Here is a 17,543-nt window from a genome sequence, read left to right on the forward strand (position 1 = left end):
GATGAAACACCTTCCGAAACACCTCCGGCCGCGATGGCGGTATCTCGCCGTCTCGCTCGAGACGTGGGGCGACGAGCGGATCGGCAGGCGGTCGTTCCAGCGAGAGCTGTGGTACGCGGGCCAGAACCTGCTGGGCGATCCCGGCAGCGCCGACGCCGATCTGTCGGTCGTTCGGTTCGATTTCACCGACGGAATCGGCGGAGCGATCGTCAAAGTCCGTCACGGCGAGACCGAACCCGCTCGAGCGGCGCTGGCCTGTATCGACGAAATCGACGGCGCTGCGGTGGGAATTCGAGTCCGCGGTATCAGTGGCACGATCCGTGCCGCTGAAGAAAACTATTTAGGACGCGACGGGCAAGATTCGGGAGAGAGAAACGTCGTGTTCGGGAACGAGGAGCGAGTCGCCGTCCTGCGGGACGGCGTTGGGGACGTGCGACTCGATGAGGCGTTCGTGGGCGCGACAGACCTCGATTACCATTTAGTGTGATACTATGCAGGGACAACAACAACAGCAGGCGTACGACCGCGGCATCACGATCTTCTCGCCCGACGGCCGACTCTACCAGGTCGAGTACGCTCGCGAGGCGGTCAAGCGAGGCACGGCGAGTATCGGTGTCCGAACGAACGACGGCGTCGTCCTCGCCGTCGACAAACGAGTCCCCTCCCCGCTGCTCGAGGACTCGAGCGTCGAGAAGATCCACAAGGCCGACGACCACGTCGGCATCGCCAGCGCGGGCCACGTCGCCGACGCCCGCCAGCTGATCGACTTCGCGCGCCGCCAGACGCAGGTCAACCAGCTGCGCTACGGCGAACCCATCGGCGTCGAGACGCTGACCAAGGAAGTCACCGACCACATCCAGCAGTACACCCAGGTCGGCGGTGCCCGGCCGTTCGGCGTCGCGCTGATCGTCGGCGGCATCCAGAACGGCGAGCCGCGCCTGTTCGAGACGGATCCGTCTGGGACGCCATACGAGTGGAAGGCCCTGGCCGTCGGCTCCGACCGCGGCGAACTCCAGACCTATCTCGAGGAGAACTACGACGACGAGGCCGACCTCGACGGCGGCATCCAGCTCGCGCTCGACGCGCTCGCGTCGGTCAACGACGGGTCCCTGCTCCCCAGCGAAGTGGGACTGGCGACCATCGACGTCGAAACCGAGTCCTTCGAACAGTTCGACCAGGACCGGATCGCGGACCACCTCGAGGAGAACGACCTCCTCGATACGGGCGAGGACGACGAAGACGAGTCCGACGACGAACCCGCCGAGTAATCGAGACGCCGATTTCGGTTTCCGACTCCCGTTTTTCCGACTGTCGAGGCCGAGTACGAACTCAGCGCATCGGATCGACGGTCAGCCGGCGGTTCAGCCGCACTGGGATGGATCGAACGTGAGGCGTTACCTCGCGGCTCGATCGAGAGCACCGGCTCAGTTCGGGAAACACTCTTTTAATTGGCGGCGGAACCTTCACTCATGATTTCGCTTGACGAGGCCGTGACGGCGCGACTCGAGTCACACGGGGCGCGCTTCGAAGTGCTAGTCGACCCAGACGCAGCGCTGGAGATCAAACGCGACGAGTTCGAGGGTGACCTCGAGGACGTTATCGCCGCCGAGGACGTCTTCGAGGACGCCTCCCGCGGTGACAGACCCGCAGAGGCCGATCTCGAGAAGGTCTTCGACACGACTGAGCCGCTCGAGATAATCCCCGAAGTGATCAAGCGGGGCGAGATCCAGATCACGGCCGATCAGCGCCGCGAGATGCAAGAACAAAAGCGCAAGCAGTTGATCGACACGATCACGCGCAACGCGGTCAACCCGCAGATGGACAACGCGCCCCATCCGCCCGATCGGATCGAGAACGCCTTAGAGGAGGCCGGCTTCACCGTCGACCCGATGGAGCCAGTTCAAGAGCAGGTCGACGACGCACTGGACGCGCTGCGACCGGTGATCCCGATTCGGTTCGAGGAGGTCACCGTCGCGGTCCAGATACCGGCCGACCACGCCGGCAGCGCACAGGCGCAGATCCGCCAGTTCGGCGATCTCGAGCGCGAGGAGTGGCAAAACGACGGCTCGTGGATCGGCGTGCTGACGTTCCCGGCGGGGCTCCAAAACGAGTTCTACGACACCGTGAACGAACACACCAGCGGCGAAGCGGAGACGGAGATCGTCAAGGACAAAGACGATCTGAAGACGCGATAGGGACTCGAGCGGACTTGACAGCGCCCGAGACGCCGATTATCCGCGCTGAAAGCCGACCAGGAAGCCACCGGTAAAGCCCGCACCGATCGACAGCGTCGAGAGGATCGATTGAAGCCAGTGAATGTCCGTGCCCTGTGCGCGTTCTTGGGTCTTCAGGAGGCCGGCCGAGAGCCGGTTCCAGTCCACGATGACGATTCCCTGCGACTCGAGGTAGCGAAAGGCCATCAGCTGGACGCCGACGATGATCGCGAGCAGCTTCGCGATCTTCTTCGTGGCGAACCCGATGATACCGCCGATGAGCGCACCGCCCCCGAACTCGAGGGCGAGCGTGGTCGGATCGAGATCTATCATTATCCGCACCCATTCGCGTCGGTTCCTATGACTGTTGTGGTCGGACGGAACCGATCGGCCGTCAGGTGGGTTGATTTACCGGACGGGCCCGGTAAATCTCACAAATACACTCTCCGCTGACAGCACCGTTCGATGTCCCATGCGCTGTGAATCGACGAAGCTCGGTCGTCGAATCGGTCGTCGGAGCGGTTTGCCCACACGACGGCACTACGCGAATCGGAAGAGCGTATCGAGCACTGGATTCAAGACGGTTCGCCGCGTACGAACTGGTATGAGTCACGTCCGTCCGACAGGGGTGTTCGACCGGCATCGTTAGCGTCATCGAATCACCGCGACAGTGCCCGCCCCGTCGGCACGGCCGGCACGTGCGAGCAGCGAGACGGCGGATTGACGAGCGACGCTGCTCGAGCGAGCACGACCGCCCCAACTCCGGGGAGACACACCTATCCGCATGAATACGATCATCGTCAAACGCGTCGATTCGGGGACGGCCGATACGAGTGAGATCCGCGACCTGGCTCGAGCGGCGGGCTATTCCGTCGTCGGGGAGGTCACGCAGTCTCGACGGGCCGATCCGGCCCTCCAGATCGGTGAAGGGAAAGCCGAGGAACTGGCCGAACTGGTGACGGAGACCGACGCCACGGCAGTCGTCTTCGACAACCGGCTCGGCCCCTACCAGATGTACAACCTCGGGCAACTGTTACCGGAGGGAGTCGAGGTCATCGACCGGTTCACACTGATCCTCGAGATCTTCGGCCAGCGCGCCCAGACCCGGAAGGCACAGCTTCAGGTCGAACTGGCGGAGCTCCGGTACGAACTGCCCCGGGCGGAGGCGAAGACGAGCCTCGCCAAGCGCGAGGAACACCCTGGCTTCATGGGGCTCGGCGAGTACGACGAGAGCCGCGAGCGGGACATCAAGTCCCAGATCAGCCGGATCAACGACGAACTCGAGCGGATCGAGCAGACCGAGCAACACCGCCGGGAGCGCCGTCGCGACTCCGGGTTCGATCTGGTCGCGCTCGCCGGCTACACCAACGCGGGCAAGTCGACCCTGCTGCGCCAGCTCGCGACCGATCTCGAGGTCGAGGAAAACGAGGAGCTACACCCCGATCTGGATCCGACGGCCGAGTCCGAGGACAAACTGTTCACGACGCTGGGGACGACGACCCGGCGCGCGGCGATCGACCGCCGGGACGTGCTGGTGACCGACACCGTCGGCTTCATCAGCGATCTGCCCCACTGGCTGGTCGAGTCGTTCAAGTCGACGCTGGACTCGGTCTACCGGGCGGATCTGGTCTTGCTCGTCGTTGACGTCAGCGAACCGATCGACGAGATCCACGAGAAGTTGGTCACCTCCCACGACACCCTCTACGAGCGCAACGAGGCCCCGATCGTGACCGTCCTGAACAAGATCGACCAGGTGAGCGACGAGGAACTCGCGGAGAAACGCGAGGCCCTCTCGTCGCTCGCACCGAACCCGGCGACCGTCAGTGCCAAAGAGGGGCTCAACGTCGAGAGCCTACTCGAGCGGATCGACCGCGAACTCCCCGACTGGGAGGAAGAGCGCCTGCTGCTGCCGATGACCGACGAGACGATGAGCGTCGTCTCGTGGCTTCACGACAACACGAACGTCGACGACGTCACCTACGGCGACGAGGACGTTATCGTCTCCTTCGAGGCCCGACCTGCGGTAATTTCGCAGGCGCGCTCGCGCGCGAGCGAGTTGCGCACGGCCGCGGCCGAATCGGCGTCGTAAGGGCGAGGGTGCCGGCGCGGCGCTCGAGTCAGATCCTTCCTCCGTTCGTCGAAACGCAACTGGTGGTGTCTCGTTCTCTCGACCCGATCAAGCGTTCGGACGCTGGAGCGCTACCCGATCCCCCACTTATAAATCGTTGACTCGAGTCCGGTAGGATATGGAACGTGTTGCAATCATCGGTGCCTCGATGACCCAGTTCGGGCAACGCGAGGGAGAGTGGATTCAGGACCTCCTCGCGGAGGCCGGCATCGAGTGTCTCGAGGACTCGAACGTCGAGGCTGACGAAGTCGACCACCTGTACGTCTCGAACATGGCGAGCGGCGAGTTCGAGGGGCAGACTGGCGTGCCGAACGCGCTGGCCCACGACCTCGACGCGATGCCGGCGTACACCCAGCGAGTCGACCAGACGAGTTCGAGCGGCGGCGCGGGAATCTTCGCCGCCTGGCAGTCGGTCGCCAGCGGGGCCAGCGATATGACCCTGCTCGTCGGCGGCGAGAAGATGACCCATCGGACGACCGGGGAGGCCACCGACGTCATCGCGTCGCTGACTCACCCCGTCGAGTACAAGACCGGCGTCACCCTGCCGTCGTTCGCCGGACTGACGGCGCGACACTACCTCGAGCGATTTAACGCGCCCCGCGAGAGCCTCGGGAAGGTCGCCGTCAAGAATCACAGGAACGGCGTCGACAACCCCCACGCCCAGTTCCAGAAGGAGGTCGACCTCGAGACGGTCCTCGAGTCACCGATCGTAGCTGACCCGTTGCGGCTGTACGACTTCTGTCCGATTACGGACGGCTCGGCCGCGCTCATGCTCTGTCCCGAGTCCGTCGCCGAGGAGTACGCCGACGACTACGTCGTCATCTCGGGAATCGACGGGGCCACCGACACCCACGTCGTCCACGAGCGAGAGGACCCGACCGTGATGGGCGGCGTCGTCGAGAGCGGGAAGGGCGCGTACGAGATGAGCGGTCGCGGGCCCGAGGATATCGACGTGGCCGAACTCCACGATATGTTCACCATCCTCGAGTTCCTCCAGATGGAGGGGCTGGGCTTCGCCGAGCAGGGCGAGGCCTGGAAACTCGTCGAGGAGGGGTACACCGAGCGAGACACCGGCGAACTGCCGATCAACACCTCGGGCGGGCTCAAGTCGAAGGGCCACCCGCTCGGAGCCAGCGGCGTCGCACAGGGCGTCGAAATCTACGAACAGCTCGTTGGCGAGGCCGGCCCGCGACAGGTCGACGCGGACGTCGGGCTCTGCTGTAACGTCGGCGGCTTTGGCAACTGCGTGATCACCACCATCATGGAGGCAGCACAATGACGATGGACGCGACGCGATACGAGGACGGTTCGATCAGCTACCCCGGCCACCCGCGCGGCCCGGGCGGAACGGAGCCGGTCGAGACGATCGACCTCAGCGAGTACACCGCAGAGGTCGTGACGTGGACGACCAGTACCGCGACGCCGCCCGGCGTTCGCGAACCGAATCACCTCGCGATCGTCGAGTTCGATGTCGACGGGGAGTCCGTCCGAGCGATCGGCCAACTCACCACCGGCGACGTCGAAACTGGTGACGAGGTCCAGCCGGTCTACGTCGACGAACTCCGCGAACCCGGTGCGGGCATCAGAGAGCCCGAGAGCCAGGCGTGGGACGGCTACCGGTTCGAGCCAGTCTAAGCAATTTGGGAGATTTACGCGCCTAGTACAGCGAATTCAGTTTTCGTCGCTTCCGTTTTCGGTACCATCAGTCCCGGAATCGGTGCCATCCGCGTCCGATCCGTCGTCATCACTATCGCTCGAGTCGCCGTCTTCCTCGCCGTACTGATCTCGTAGGGTCTCGAGTTCGGCGTCGACGTCGACGGCAGTGTCGGGTTCGTCGTCGGCCGCGCTCGCGTCGGCGTCGCCGAGGGCTCCGTCCTCGATGTCGATCGTGACGCCGCCATCGACATCCGACTGATCCGAATTTGCCAGTTCCGCGTCCGATTCCCGATCGACAGCGTCCCGGAGGCGGCTGTCCACGTCGTCGCGAAGTTCGCGAGCCTCCGTGAGGAGGTCACGTGCCTGCTCGTCGGCGGGGAGCCCGCCCTCCGAGGTTGCTCGCTGGAGTTCCGCGAGGACGGTATCGAGCTGGGAGAGCGTCGTCCGCCGGAGTTCGCTCGCGCGCTCGCTCGCCGCGTCGGCGGTCGCCGTCGTCCGGTCTCGAGCCTTCCGCTCCGTTCGGACGATTCGCAGGCTCCGCTGGAACGCCTCGAGCGCGCGGACGCTCGTCTCGAGAACGGCGATCGCGGCGGGGAGCGCGATATCGTCGGTGAACCGAAGTAGTTCCCGTGGCGTCGGGGGCCGCAGTGGCGGCCGTCGGCGCGGCCCGTCGAGTTCCGTACGAAGCGCGTCGATCGTTCGCGTCAGTTCGCGAACGGCGTCGACGAGTTCGTCGTCGTGGTCGGCCATACGTACTCTATACGGCCGGTTGTAAGTTAGTGTGGCGGTTCAGGGGACCGGTCTCGGAATCGCATACTCCGAGACAGGCGACAGTAGTTATCGCCGTAGTAGTTGCAGTCATCGTTACAGCCACTGACGGTCGATGGCACACGAGCGCCGATCTTTTTCGGACCGGTGACGAGACACAATTTTTATTTCCGTTCCTCCTGTTTGATAAACGGAATGGAAGACCAGGGAGGGAGTCTCGTCTCCGATGGTGCGACGTTCGCGCGGTCGCTCGGCGCGCTCAAGCAGGAGGGAAGCAACATTTTGCTTGTGGGCACGGAGACGGCAGAAGCACACGAAATGGCGTGCCATCGACTACTGGGCGCGGCGGACCGTGACGCAGTGTATCGGCTGCACGTTACGGGCGAAACTTCTCGAGTCGCGTGCGAGGGGACGTGTGGCGGCCCCGAAACGGAGCGCTTCCGAACGATCGATTACTCGACGCTGACGGCTGAACCCGAGACGGATTCGGTGACCGACGAGGGACGGTCACCGCTGGCTGCGCTCGGAATCGAAATCGTCGAGACCGTCGACGAGTTCGCCGCCAAGGCCGACGGACTCGCCCCGTCGGACCTGCGCATCTGCGTCGACTCGCTGGTCCCCCTCTGTCACGAGTACGAGACCGAGACGGTCTTTCGACTGCTCCATATGGCGACCTCGCGGGTCGACCAGGATCGCGGGATGGGGCATTATCACTTGCCGCTCGCGCGGGATCATAGGCTGGTTCACCTCTTCGAACCGCTGTTCGACGCCGTTGTTACGGTCCGGTCCCGTGACGGGATTGCCGAGCACCGATGGTCGCTCCGAAATCCGGAGACGACCACAGACTGGCTCGAACTCTCTCGTTCCCGCTAAAACGGATAGACCGCGATCGCGCATAGTCGTCGTGCAATCAGGGACCAATACCAGTTGTTAGTAATACGATTTCTTTATTTAGAACAGCGATTGAAACGGAGGCACTTAATTCGATTAAGACATCTACGTATGTTTTCTCTCACTATTAAACTGAGATTCATCCTGTCGGAGGTGAAGAGGTATTATGTTTGTTGATTAGGGTTGGACGCGTAATATAGGATCGCCATTGTGGAACCCATTGTGAGTGCCTGGAGGGCCACATTTTCGCCAAATAGTGCGCCGACAAGCAGGTAAGACGAAGCGGATACGACGCCGATGAAAGCAGCGTATCGGATACGCGATAGATTCCGCGCCCACTCATCGAAACGATTGTAAAGCTGCTTTATGTTTCCCACAATTCACATTTCCGTTGACGATACATCAGTCTTCTTCCGACCAATACGTACCCAATACTGACCGGGAGGAGTTCCGATAATTTCTTCGTCTGTACTCACCGCGAGTTTCACGAGTTTTCTGAATAAAGAAGCCGTGCTACTATCTACTGACACCGTCCAAAAGAGTCAATCGTGCAACTATATCGGAGATCAACGCATCTTCCCTACTCCTTATTGACAGGTTTGGAATCTAGACGGACGTTTCGAGTGTGAGAGCAAACACAGAACCACGCGTTTGACCGTCTACTGGCGATGTTCCTCCAGGGGCATCGGTGTTACGGCATAAGGTCTATATATCGAACGACCTATCGGTTCAAAGAGTAGTATACATGGTCGAAGCCAACACTGAGCTTCTCGGTGGAGCCGCCGTTACCGTTTTCCTCGCGCTCCTGTTCTTCGGCGTCGTCGTTCTCTGGGACGTCGCCCTCGCCCTGCGAAGCGTCGGCGACAAAATCGACAAGCTCGAGGACAATATCGACGACGATCTGACGGATATCGCTCACCATCTCGACGGCATGTCGAACGCACGGGGCGGTGGTGGTGGAACGCAACTGCATCTCAGCGGCGGGACGATCAGCTCCGGTCCGGGTGCGAACCAGCCCCAGCAGGCACCCCAGGCCGGACCGCAACAGGGAGGGACACAGCAACCGACGGCCGACCAGGCAACACCGCCGGGCGGAGTGGGCCCGCAGCCCCAGCCACACCCCCAACAAGCCGACCAGCAGTCCCAGGCGGCCCGGCGAGCAGCGGAACCGGCCGAGGAAGCCACCTCGAGCGAGACGAATGACGCACCCGAACCGCCACGGTCGGACGAGGACCTCGCCGAGACCGACGAGTCGACTGCCGATGTCCACGGTCCCAACGAAACGGAATCGGACGCGGAGTCCGATACCGAACCCGACAGTGACGACGAACCGGTCGAGCATCCGCGAGCCGAACACAGTCGCGGCCGGTTCATCACGTCGCCGGACCGAACCGCCTGGTACGCCACGCCGCTGGATTACGAGGCAATCGCAGCGGCCCGTCCGACGATCGCCGGCGAACTGACGGACGGCTCCGACGACGGGATCGACGAATCTGATGTGATCGCAGTGGGACCGGTCGGCTCGAGTACAACGGCCGAGACCGAGGAAGACGATGCGACGGCCGCTGACGTCTCGGATGAGGAGGCAGACGGAGCGACGGACGCTATGGACGTCACTGATGACGGCGAAATCACCGACGATTCGACCGGTGACGACGATGCGATGGCCGACGCCCGGACGACCTCGGACGCGACGTCCGAAACGACCGATAACGGCGACCGAAAGGCGCGCGAATCGCCTGACGAAGACGGCGATGGAGACGAAGACGGAGCGGTCGGTGAGAGCGACGACACCGGAAAAACGGACGAGGGCGAAGCCGACGACGAACTCGAGGCATTAGCCGACGAACTCCCGGACTCATCGGACGACATCGATGTGCTCGAGTTCGGCGAGCCATCGGAGGACAGCGATGCGACGACGGAGGGCACCGAAGTTGCACCCACGGACGACGAGTCCACCGATACCGAGGGGACGGACCACGCCGGCGTTCCCGATATCGCCGACGGTTCGACCGAGCCCGTGCCGGCGGACGAGGAGTCCGCGCTCGAGGACGACGCGGCGTCCGACTCAGAAGCGACGGGAACCGAAGACTCCGACGCGGACGACGCGGATACTGCAGCCGCCGCGGACGCGCTTTCGCCGTTCGAGTTCGAGGAGAGTGGGTTCGAGGCCGACGACGAGGACGTGTCCGTCGAGGACGCCGTCGATACAATGAACGAGAACGCGCCGGTACCGGAGCTCTCGAGCCACCGGTTCGACGTTACGGCCGAGGAAACCGGCGACGGCGGCGCGGTAGTGACCCTCGCGTTCGAGCCCGATACGATCGAGATCGCGGGATCGACGAAGCGCCTGTTGCAGTACCAGCTGCAGAGCTTCGCGGACCGCGAGTCGACGCCGGCGGCCGACGTGACGATCAGCCGAGACCGGATCGTCATCGAACTCCCCGATTCCGACGGCACCGCGATCCAGCAGTGGGGCGAAGCGGCCGTCAGCATCGTCGATCGGACGCTGTACCTCTCGGATAACAGCCCCGATAGCTGATCGGAACCGCCGCCGACAGGGCCGTAGACAGCGACCGATCCACACGCTTTTACCCACTCCGTTCCCCTGAACGGGTGTGCGAATCGAGAACAGCTTCATTCCCGTCCGCGGGGTCGGCGAAACCACCGAACGACGCCTGTGGGCGAACGGCGTCACCCACTGGGACGAGTTCGACGGCAGCGTCGTCGGCTCGACGCTGGCCGACCGGATCGAGACGTTCATCGACGAGGGTCGAACCCATCTGGACCGCGGGGACGTCTCCGTCTTCGCGGACGCGCTTCCGGCATCGAGTCGCTGGCGGTGCTACGAAAACGTCAGCGGAGAGACCTGCTTTCTGGACATCGAGACGACCGGGCTCAGTGCCGACACGAACGACGTGACGACCGTCAGCCTCCACCAGGGCGGCGAGACGAGGACGTTCGTCAAAGACCGCGACCTGACGAGCGACCGCCTCGAGCGGGCGCTCTCCGACTCGGCGCTGCTCGTGACGTTTAACGGCCAGCGCTTCGACGTTCCGTTCCTCGAGACGTGTTTCGACGTCGATATCGATGTGCCACACGTCGACCTCATGTACCCCTGCAAGAAGCTCGGCCTCGACGGCGGGCTGAAGGCGATCGAGCGGGAACTCGGCATCGACCGGGACATGCCGGACATCAGCGGCCGCGACGCCGTCCGTCTCTGGCACGAGTATGAGCGCGGTGACGAGGGTTCCCTCGAGACACTCATCGAGTACAACCGCGCGGACACCCGCAATATGGAACCGCTGATGGAAATCGTCGCGGATCGGCTCCACGAGTCCGTCTTCGAGGCCGCGATGGCCGACGACTAAACGGACACGGACCTCGTCCTAAGCCTCTCGGAGCTACTGACAGAGCCGCTGCACATCCGATCGCACGACGGGAGCGCGGCTCGGAGCGATGCGCGGTTCGGAGCGAACACAGTGAGCGAGAACCGCGGAGATGCGACCGGTGAGCGAAGCGAGCCGTGAGCGAGAACCGCAGACTGTGGGATCGGCGTGTGAATCGGTTCAGGTGGTACTATCTGTTCATCGCCGCGAACTGTCCGATCACTGTGACTGACGATGAGACGCAGAAACGGCCCCGTCAGGGACGCCGAACGGGTTACTCGAGGTCTGCGACCTCGACTTCGCCGTCGCTCGTGACAGTGACCTGATAGCCACAGAAGGGGAATTCGACGCGGCCGGTCGTTCGCTGTTTGCCGTTCTCCCGGGTTTCGAAGAGCGAATCGAGCGCTTCCGGATTAATCGCGTTGTAGAGGGCTTCGTATTCGGGCGGCTCGAGGTTAACCGGATCCACGCCTTCACGTTCGGCGACGGCTGTAATGACGTCAAAGCTTACTGATTGCGCGACTGTCGCATCCGACCGATCGACTGAGAGTAGCATTGACCGGACTCTTTCATTGATCAGGTATAAACCCTCTGGCCTCAACCCGATCTTGGAGATCAGATCTGGTTGTAAACGCGCACGTATGTACGCTACCGTATTTATTTGCTCTTAATTATGGACTCATCTTATTGCATTCGTATAATCTAAAACTGTTCAGGGCCCGACAGTCACCGTACAATCACCGGTTGTAGACGCGAGAAACCGAATCGTCGGCGGTAACAAAGCGTTTTTCATGAATTTCGTTACATGTTCGGCAATAGTTACTGGCGGCTCCGGTTCGTAGTTACACGCACGATGAACCCCTTTTCCAGTAGCCGGTCGGCGACCGACACTGGCTTCGACGAGGAAGACGAATCCGTCCCGGAGCACGTGCCGGTGCCAGGGCCGTTCCTCGAGGGCCACGACGTTCTCGAGCGCGAGGGGAACAACGAGTCGAACGACCGGTCTCCCTTCTGATCGATGGGTGCAGGAACTGGGACAGCGACCATCTCACGCTGGTCTCGAGCGTTCGTCGCGGTCGGCATCGGCTTCTTCGTCGCGTGGCAGGTCGCGGTCGCAGTCGGATTTCCGCGAGCGGCGACCGTCCCGCTCGGCGTTTTCGGGTTCGTCTTCCACGTGGTCTTCGGGAAGGCCTACACGCTCGTCCCGTCGTACTTCGCGCGCGAACTGGCCGTTCCGTCCGCACCGGCGGTCCACCTCCCGTTCGCGCTGCTCGGCACGGTCGGGGCGTTCGCCGCCGGTGCCGGATTCGGGCCACCGGTCGTCGCCGGCGCGACGAGCTGGCTCCTCGGCTGCCTCGTTTTCGTCGCCACGCTCTGCTGGACCGTCCGGGATAATCCGACCGGGCGAGAAACCGGTACCGGTGCGGCCAGCGCCCACCGCCGGCGAGTCGACCGACTCGCGAACGCTGCTATCCCGGTCGTCTTCACCTACCTGCTCGTCGGTTCGGCGCTTCCCCGGGCAGTGGCACTCGACCTCGAGCCGTCGGCGGTTCCACCGGGACCGGCGACGACACACCTGCTTGCGGCGGGGGCGGCCGCCGTGCTCGTCTTCGCCGTCGGATTCCGGCTGGTCCCGCGACTGCTGGTCGTCTCGGTTCGGCCGTCCCTCGTCGGAGTCGTGTTGCTCGCCGGCGTCACCGGCCCCGCACTGCTCGCCGTCGACTTCCGCGGGAGGACGCTCTTTCGTCTCGGCGCCGCGCTGCAGGCGATCGCGTTGCTCGGATTTGCGATCGCCATCGCCGACCTCGTCCGACGGAGCAACCGCCGCCGGGTCGGCTGGCGAGCGATCCTCGGTGCCGCGGCCTGTGCCGCGCTGGTCGCCCTGCTGGGACTGACGTTCGCGTTCGCGCCCGCCTCGAGCGTCCCGGCGACCGCCTTCGATGCACACTATCGGCTCGCGATCGGCGGCTTCCTCGGACTGACGATCGTCGGCGTCACCTACCACTTCTACCCGCCGGCCGTCGCCTCGACCGCCGGTATCGGCGATCGAACCGCGCGGTGGTCGGTCACGGCGCTACTGGGCGGACTGGGACTCGAGGTCAGTGGGTCGCTCGCATCGGTATCGCCGCTCGTGGGGGCGGGACGCTGGCTGTCCCTCCTCGGCGCAGTGCTGTACGCGGCCGTCCTGTGGACGATCTTTCTCGAGCGGGTGGGCTGACCGCGGTTCGGCCCGGCTCGGGCTCGCGACGGATCGGCTCGAGCAGCGTTCGAACGATCGTCGCTGGGATCCGAGCCGGTTTTCGGTCTTCCGATCTGCGACCGACGCCTTGCAGGTGACCGCCTGACGCTTACGCCGCTCATTCTGGATGGTGGAGTACGCCGGTCGAGGACGACATCGATGACCGCGAGACGCGGATTCCGAACCGAGCGGACGACGGGGACGGTCGAACCCATCCGCGACCCCGTTCGGACACCGTCGTCCATCAGTGACGGTACCGATGCGGACCGATCGGTCGAACACGCAGCAAACGACCCCTGATTTCGAACCATGCCAGTCGACGATTCAAACCCCGACGACGGACGAGGCGACCAGCAATCACGGGCGACCGACGGCGGATCGGACGAGCCCGACGTGATCGACGAGCGATCAGATGACGAAGCGACGAACGACGAAGCAGAGCAACGGGAGGTGGCCGACGGCGGCGCCGCCGACGAGTCGCGGTCCGATTCGGAGTCGGGTCGAGCGGGCACGAGCGACGCCCACGAGGGCGAGACGGACGAGAACAGCAAGCAAGAGCAGCTCGAGGAGGTCCGCGAGAACGCCGAGGGCGAGCAGTTAACGACCGACCACGGCGTGAAGGTCAGCGACACGGACAACTCCCTGAAGGCCAGCGAGCGCGGGCCGACGATCATGGAGGACTTCCACTTCCGGGAGAAGATGACCCAGTTCGACCACGAGTCGATCCCGGAACGGGTGGTCCACGCCCGCGGTTCCGGCGTCCACGGCTACTTCCAGCCATACGAGGACCCCGATCTCGGCGACGAATACGACGACCTCGAGGAGCTGACGAAGGCCAAGGTGCTGACCGATCCGGACCAGAAGACCCCCGTATTCACCCGGTTCTCGACGGTCGTCGGCTCGAGGGGATCGGCGGACACCGTGCGGGACGTCCGCGGGTTCGCGACGAAGTTCTACACGGAAGAGGGGAACTGGGATCTGGTCGGCAACAACATCCCCGTCTTCTTCATTCAGGACGCGATGGAGTTTCCGGACCTGGTCCACGCGATCAAGCCTGAACCCGACGACGCGACACCACAGGCCTCCGCGGCGCACGACACCTTCTGGGACTTCGCCTCCCTGAAGCCCGAAATCACGCACATGATCATGTGGGTCCTCTCGGGTCGCGCCCTCCCGCGGGCTTACCGCATGATGCAGGGGTTCGGCGTCCACACCTTCCGGCTGGTCAATGAGGAGGGCGACGCGAAGTTCGTCAAGTTCCACTGGACGCCCAAGTACGACACCAGCCAGCTCGTCTGGGACGAAACGCAGAAGATCGCCGGCAAGAACCCCGATTTCAACCGAATGGACCTCTACGATGTCATCGAGGAAGGGTACGAACCCGAGTTCGAACTGGGCGTCCAGATCTTCGACGAGGACGAGGCAGAGGAGTTCGACTTCGACGTCCTCGATCCGACAAAGATCGTTCCCGAGAGCGAGGTTCCCGTGCAGCCGATCGGGAAGATGGTTCTGAACGAGACGCCGGACAACTTCTTCGCGGAGGTCGAACAGGTCGCGTTCCACCCCGGCAACGTCGTCCCCGGCATCGACTTCTCGAACGACCCGCTCCTGCAGGGCCGGCTGTTCTCCTATCAGGACACGCAGCTCAACCGCTTCGGCAGCGCCAACTGGGACGAGATCCCGATCAACCGACCGATCGCCGAACGGCACAACAACCAGCGGGCCGGCTTCATGCGCCAGGAAATCAACGAGGGCAAAGCGTCGTACAAACCTAACTCCATCGGCGACGACCAGCCCGAGGAGGCCCCCGAAGGCGAGGGCGGTTACGAGCACTACGCCGAGAAGATATCCGGCGAGAAGATCCGCAATCGCAGCGAGAGCTTCATGGAGCACTTCGACCAAGCGCGGCTGTTCTGGAACAGCATGACTGAGCCCGAGAAGCAGAACATCGTCGACGCCGCCCACTTCGAACTCGGGAAGGTCGACCGCATGGAGATCCGCGAGCGGATGGTCTACGACCTGTTCAACAACGTCGACCACGAGTTCGCGAAACGCGTCGCCGAGGGGATCGGCGTCGAACCGCCCGAGGAACCCGGCGACCAGATGCCGACCCACGGCCGCGAGGACTCGCGCTTGAGCATCGAGCAACGGCGCGACGCCGACTCCATCGAGACCCGCAAGATCGCCGTCCTCGTCGACGACGGCTACGACAGCGACCACCTCGAGACGATCCGGTCGACGCTGCAGGACGAGGGCGCACGCGTCAAGATCGTCTCGAAACTGCTCGGTGACAGGGAAGCCGAGAACGGCTCCACGGTCGAAGCCGACAAGAGCCACGTCACCACCGAGTCAGTGCTGTTCGACGCCGTCTACGTCCCCGGTGGTGAGGACAGTGTCGACGCCCTGCTCGAGCAGGGCGAGGCCAAGCACTTCGTCGCGGAGATGTTCAAACACAAAAAGCCGATCGCCGCCGCCGGCAAGGGTACCGAGCTGCTCGAGGCCGTCGAACTGACGGGCGTCGACGCGGCGAGCGATCGGGAGGGAGTCGTCTCCGAACAGGGCGTCGTGATGGATCCCAACGGCGAGGACCTCGAGTCGTTCGCCGAGGAGTTCGTCGACGCGATCGCCCAGCACCGTCACTGGGAGCGCGAACCGACGGAAGTGGCGGCGTGACTGCTTCGAACGCGATCGCCTGACGGCGACCGGCAGTCGCGGCGGTTTGCGGTCCTCGATTCTACGGACCTCGAGCGTCTCGACGGCGAACACCGGTCACTCGCTGGCCTCGGCCCGCTTCTCGAGCCAGCGGACGGCGGGGGTCGCGGTGATCCCGTGGACGACGATGGAGATGAGCACGACGGCCCCGACGGTGGCCCACAGGAGATCGGCATCGGGGAACGCGGCTTCGTTCAGTCCGTGTGCGAGGTAGTAGAACGAGCCGATCCCCCGGATGCCGAAGAAGGCGATCGTCGCCCGTTCGGCGGGGTCGCGGTCGAAGCCGACAAATCCAATGAGACCGGCGAGCGGACGGACGAGGAACACGATCGCGACCGCCGCGACGATCGCCTCGAGCGTGAGCGACTCGAGGAGTCCGCCGACGATCGCACCGCCGAAAAAGAGCATGATGAAGGCCATCATCACCTGCTCGGCGAACTCGCTCACCTCGTGGAGCGACCGGTTGTAGTCGTGCGATCGCTCGTAGTGGTGGACCATCAGCGCTGCGACGAAGACCGCGATGAAGCCGTAGGCACCGACGAGTTCGGTCGCCCCGTAGACGAGGAGGGTGCCGGCGATCGCCTCGAGCCCCTGGACCGACTCCGCGACGGGGGTGTCGGGCTCCGTGGCGAAGACGAGACGCGCGGTCAGATAGCCGAGGATGATGCCGACGATGACGCCGACGACGATCCGATAGCCGACGTCGACGAGAAGCCACTCGCCGATCCAGTTGGCGGGGGCGAATCCGACGAGTGCGATCGCGATCGCCAGATTGGTGAACGGGAACGCGAGCCCGTCGTTCAGCCCCGCTTCGGAGGTGAGCGCGAATCGAACCTCGTCTTCCCCGCCGGCTGCCTCCTCGAGACCTTCTTCCTCGCTGCCCATTCCCGGACCGCCGACCTGGACTTCCGACGCCAACACCGGATCGGTCGGCGCGATGCACGCACCCAGCAAAACTGCAGTCGGGATGCCGAGACCGACCCATCGACCGAACAGCGCCGCTCCGACGATCGACAGCGGCATCGTAATCGCGAGTAATCGCCACGTCGACGCCCACGCGCGGAGCCCCGGAACCCGATCGATCTTCAGTCCGACGCCCATCAGGGCGATGATGACGCCCAGCTCCGCGAGGTGTTCCGTCGTCGTCCCCTGCTCAAGCGGATCCGGCGGCGGGAGCCCGATCGGCAGCCCGAAGGCGAGCATGCCGAGGGCGACGAAGAACACCGGCATCGAGACGGCACGATCCGACACGAACCGCGGGAGCACGGCGACGCCGAACAGGGCGACACCGATTACGACCAGGCCGACGTTGTACAGCTCAAGGGCCATCTGGGACGGGCTTCCCTACGACCAATCACTTCTTTATCTCCATGCCGGCGTTTGCGTCGTTGGTCGCCGGCAGTCCGGCAATCTCCAGCCGTTCGCTTCGACGGGGACGACCAAGGGACGTTACGGATACGGGTTCCCACTGATGCCAATAAAATATCCGAATTCGACGCCGGAGGACACTCGAGAGTGACGATCACCGCGCTCCGCGACGACGGCCT

17 protein-coding genes are annotated in these 17,543 nt (G+C 63.9%); 13 read left to right on the forward strand and 4 right to left on the reverse strand.

What is annotated here, in order from left to right; all coding sequences use genetic code 11:
- The first annotated feature begins 1 nt into the window (after position 1).
- The 3 genes from HYG81_RS33155 to HYG81_RS33165 all read left to right on the forward strand — a co-directional run bounded on the left by HYG81_RS33155 (position 2) and on the right by HYG81_RS33165 (position 2,195).
- Positions 2 to 487, forward strand: a complete 486-nt coding sequence (locus tag HYG81_RS33155; RefSeq protein WP_180840448.1) for an Rpp14/Pop5 family protein — start codon at positions 2 to 4, stop codon at positions 485 to 487.
- 4 nt (positions 488 to 491) lie between these two features.
- Positions 492 to 1,268 carry an archaeal proteasome endopeptidase complex subunit alpha gene (gene psmA / locus HYG81_RS33160; protein WP_180840449.1) on the forward strand — a complete coding sequence of 259 codons (777 nt, stop codon included), beginning with the start codon at positions 492 to 494 and terminating at the stop codon, positions 1,266 to 1,268.
- A gap of 201 nt (positions 1,269 to 1,469) precedes the next feature.
- On the forward strand, positions 1,470 to 2,195 hold the full coding sequence (locus HYG81_RS33165; protein ID WP_180840450.1) for a ribosome assembly factor SBDS: 726 nt from the start codon (positions 1,470 to 1,472) through the stop codon (positions 2,193 to 2,195).
- Between the two features lie 36 nt (positions 2,196 to 2,231).
- Here the strand turns inward: HYG81_RS33165 and HYG81_RS33170 are convergent, their stop codons facing one another.
- On the reverse strand, positions 2,232 to 2,546 hold the full coding sequence (locus tag HYG81_RS33170; protein ID WP_180840451.1) for an FUN14 domain-containing protein: 315 nt from the start codon (positions 2,544 to 2,546) through the stop codon (positions 2,232 to 2,234).
- A 451-nt stretch (positions 2,547 to 2,997) separates the two neighbouring features.
- On the opposite strand from HYG81_RS33170, the gene hflX reads away from it, so the two are divergent.
- From hflX to HYG81_RS33185, 3 genes are all read left to right on the forward strand, one after another.
- Complete coding sequence (hflX, locus tag HYG81_RS33175) at positions 2,998 to 4,302, forward strand: GTPase HflX (RefSeq protein WP_180840452.1); 1,305 nt, start codon at positions 2,998 to 3,000, stop codon at positions 4,300 to 4,302.
- 157 nt (positions 4,303 to 4,459) lie between these two features.
- Positions 4,460 to 5,620 carry a thiolase family protein gene (locus HYG81_RS33180; protein ID WP_180840453.1) on the forward strand — a complete coding sequence of 387 codons (1,161 nt, stop codon included), beginning with the start codon at positions 4,460 to 4,462 and terminating at the stop codon, positions 5,618 to 5,620.
- Positions 5,617 to 5,976 carry a nucleic acid-binding protein gene (locus HYG81_RS33185; protein WP_180840454.1) on the forward strand — a complete coding sequence of 120 codons (360 nt, stop codon included), beginning with the start codon at positions 5,617 to 5,619 and terminating at the stop codon, positions 5,974 to 5,976. The genes HYG81_RS33180 and HYG81_RS33185 overlap by 4 nt, the downstream gene beginning before the upstream one ends.
- Positions 5,977 to 6,012: 36 nt before the next feature.
- Here the strand turns inward: HYG81_RS33185 and HYG81_RS33190 are convergent, their stop codons facing one another.
- Positions 6,013 to 6,747 carry a DUF7547 family protein gene (locus HYG81_RS33190; RefSeq protein ID WP_180840455.1) on the reverse strand — a complete coding sequence of 245 codons (735 nt, stop codon included), beginning with the start codon at positions 6,745 to 6,747 and terminating at the stop codon, positions 6,013 to 6,015.
- 213 nt (positions 6,748 to 6,960) lie between these two features.
- On the opposite strand from HYG81_RS33190, the gene HYG81_RS33195 reads away from it, so the two are divergent.
- From HYG81_RS33195 to HYG81_RS33205, 3 genes are all read left to right on the forward strand, one after another.
- Positions 6,961 to 7,638 carry a DUF7504 family protein gene (locus HYG81_RS33195; RefSeq protein WP_180840456.1) on the forward strand — a complete coding sequence of 226 codons (678 nt, stop codon included), beginning with the start codon at positions 6,961 to 6,963 and terminating at the stop codon, positions 7,636 to 7,638.
- Positions 7,639 to 8,401: 763 nt separating this feature from the next.
- Positions 8,402 to 10,198 (forward strand): AAA family ATPase, encoded by a 1,797-nt coding sequence (locus HYG81_RS33200; RefSeq protein WP_180840457.1) that lies wholly within the window; start codon positions 8,402 to 8,404, stop codon positions 10,196 to 10,198.
- Between the two features lie 76 nt (positions 10,199 to 10,274).
- Entirely contained in the window at positions 10,275 to 11,027 is a 753-nt protein-coding gene (locus HYG81_RS33205; protein ID WP_180840458.1) for a ribonuclease H-like domain-containing protein, read from the forward strand.
- A gap of 292 nt (positions 11,028 to 11,319) precedes the next feature.
- Here the strand turns inward: HYG81_RS33205 and ddfA are convergent, their stop codons facing one another.
- Complete coding sequence (ddfA, locus tag HYG81_RS33210; protein WP_180840459.1) at positions 11,320 to 11,601, reverse strand: DdfA family disk-determining factor; 282 nt, start codon at positions 11,599 to 11,601, stop codon at positions 11,320 to 11,322.
- Positions 11,602 to 11,898: 297 nt separating this feature from the next.
- On the opposite strand from ddfA, the gene HYG81_RS33215 reads away from it, so the two are divergent.
- The 4 genes from HYG81_RS33215 to HYG81_RS33230 all read left to right on the forward strand — a co-directional run bounded on the left by HYG81_RS33215 (position 11,899) and on the right by HYG81_RS33230 (position 15,957).
- Complete coding sequence (locus tag HYG81_RS33215) at positions 11,899 to 12,060, forward strand: DUF7998 family protein (RefSeq protein WP_180840460.1); 162 nt, start codon at positions 11,899 to 11,901, stop codon at positions 12,058 to 12,060.
- A gap of 3 nt (positions 12,061 to 12,063) precedes the next feature.
- Positions 12,064 to 13,263, forward strand: coding sequence for a hypothetical protein (locus tag HYG81_RS33220; protein ID WP_180840461.1), 1,200 nt, complete (start codon positions 12,064 to 12,066; stop codon positions 13,261 to 13,263).
- 180 nt (positions 13,264 to 13,443) lie between these two features.
- On the forward strand, positions 13,444 to 13,584 hold the full coding sequence (locus tag HYG81_RS33225; RefSeq protein ID WP_180840462.1) for a hypothetical protein: 141 nt from the start codon (positions 13,444 to 13,446) through the stop codon (positions 13,582 to 13,584).
- 9 nt (positions 13,585 to 13,593) lie between these two features.
- Complete coding sequence (locus HYG81_RS33230) at positions 13,594 to 15,957, forward strand: catalase (protein WP_180840463.1); 2,364 nt, start codon at positions 13,594 to 13,596, stop codon at positions 15,955 to 15,957.
- Positions 15,958 to 16,053: 96 nt separating this feature from the next.
- On the opposite strand, the gene HYG81_RS33235 is transcribed toward HYG81_RS33230, so the two are convergent.
- Positions 16,054 to 17,325: a cation:proton antiporter gene (locus HYG81_RS33235; RefSeq protein ID WP_180840464.1), complete on the reverse strand. Its 1,272-nt coding sequence runs from the start codon at positions 17,323 to 17,325 to the stop codon at positions 16,054 to 16,056.
- Positions 17,326 to 17,543: the final 218 nt, after the last annotated feature.

Source organism: Natrinema zhouii (assembly GCF_013456555.2).
In the GTDB taxonomy this organism is placed as follows: domain Archaea; phylum Halobacteriota; class Halobacteria; order Halobacteriales; family Natrialbaceae; genus Natrinema; species Natrinema zhouii.

Coding starts and splice junctions, on each gene's coding strand:
- HYG81_RS33200 (WP_180840457.1), top strand. CDS start 8,402: ATGGTCGAAGCCAACACTGAGCTTCTCGGTGGAGCCGCCGTTACCGTT.
- HYG81_RS33230 (WP_180840463.1), top strand. CDS start 13,594: ATGCCAGTCGACGATTCAAACCCCGACGACGGACGAGGCGACCAGCAA.
- HYG81_RS33195 (WP_180840456.1), top strand. CDS start 6,961: ATGGAAGACCAGGGAGGGAGTCTCGTCTCCGATGGTGCGACGTTCGCG.
- psmA (WP_180840449.1), top strand. CDS start 492: ATGCAGGGACAACAACAACAGCAGGCGTACGACCGCGGCATCACGATC.
- hflX (WP_180840452.1), top strand. CDS start 2,998: ATGAATACGATCATCGTCAAACGCGTCGATTCGGGGACGGCCGATACG.
- HYG81_RS33190 (WP_180840455.1), bottom strand. CDS start 6,747: ATGGCCGACCACGACGACGAACTCGTCGACGCCGTTCGCGAACTGACG.
- HYG81_RS33180 (WP_180840453.1), top strand. CDS start 4,460: ATGGAACGTGTTGCAATCATCGGTGCCTCGATGACCCAGTTCGGGCAA.
- HYG81_RS33185 (WP_180840454.1), top strand. CDS start 5,617: ATGACGATGGACGCGACGCGATACGAGGACGGTTCGATCAGCTACCCC.
- HYG81_RS33225 (WP_180840462.1), top strand. CDS start 13,444: ATGACCGCGAGACGCGGATTCCGAACCGAGCGGACGACGGGGACGGTC.
- HYG81_RS33220 (WP_180840461.1), top strand. CDS start 12,064: ATGGGTGCAGGAACTGGGACAGCGACCATCTCACGCTGGTCTCGAGCG.
- HYG81_RS33235 (WP_180840464.1), bottom strand. CDS start 17,325: ATGGCCCTTGAGCTGTACAACGTCGGCCTGGTCGTAATCGGTGTCGCC.
- HYG81_RS33155 (WP_180840448.1), top strand. CDS start 2: ATGAAACACCTTCCGAAACACCTCCGGCCGCGATGGCGGTATCTCGCC.
- ddfA (WP_180840459.1), bottom strand. CDS start 11,601: ATGCTACTCTCAGTCGATCGGTCGGATGCGACAGTCGCGCAATCAGTA.
- HYG81_RS33170 (WP_180840451.1), bottom strand. CDS start 2,546: ATGATAGATCTCGATCCGACCACGCTCGCCCTCGAGTTCGGGGGCGGT.
- HYG81_RS33215 (WP_180840460.1), top strand. CDS start 11,899: ATGAACCCCTTTTCCAGTAGCCGGTCGGCGACCGACACTGGCTTCGAC.
- HYG81_RS33165 (WP_180840450.1), top strand. CDS start 1,470: ATGATTTCGCTTGACGAGGCCGTGACGGCGCGACTCGAGTCACACGGG.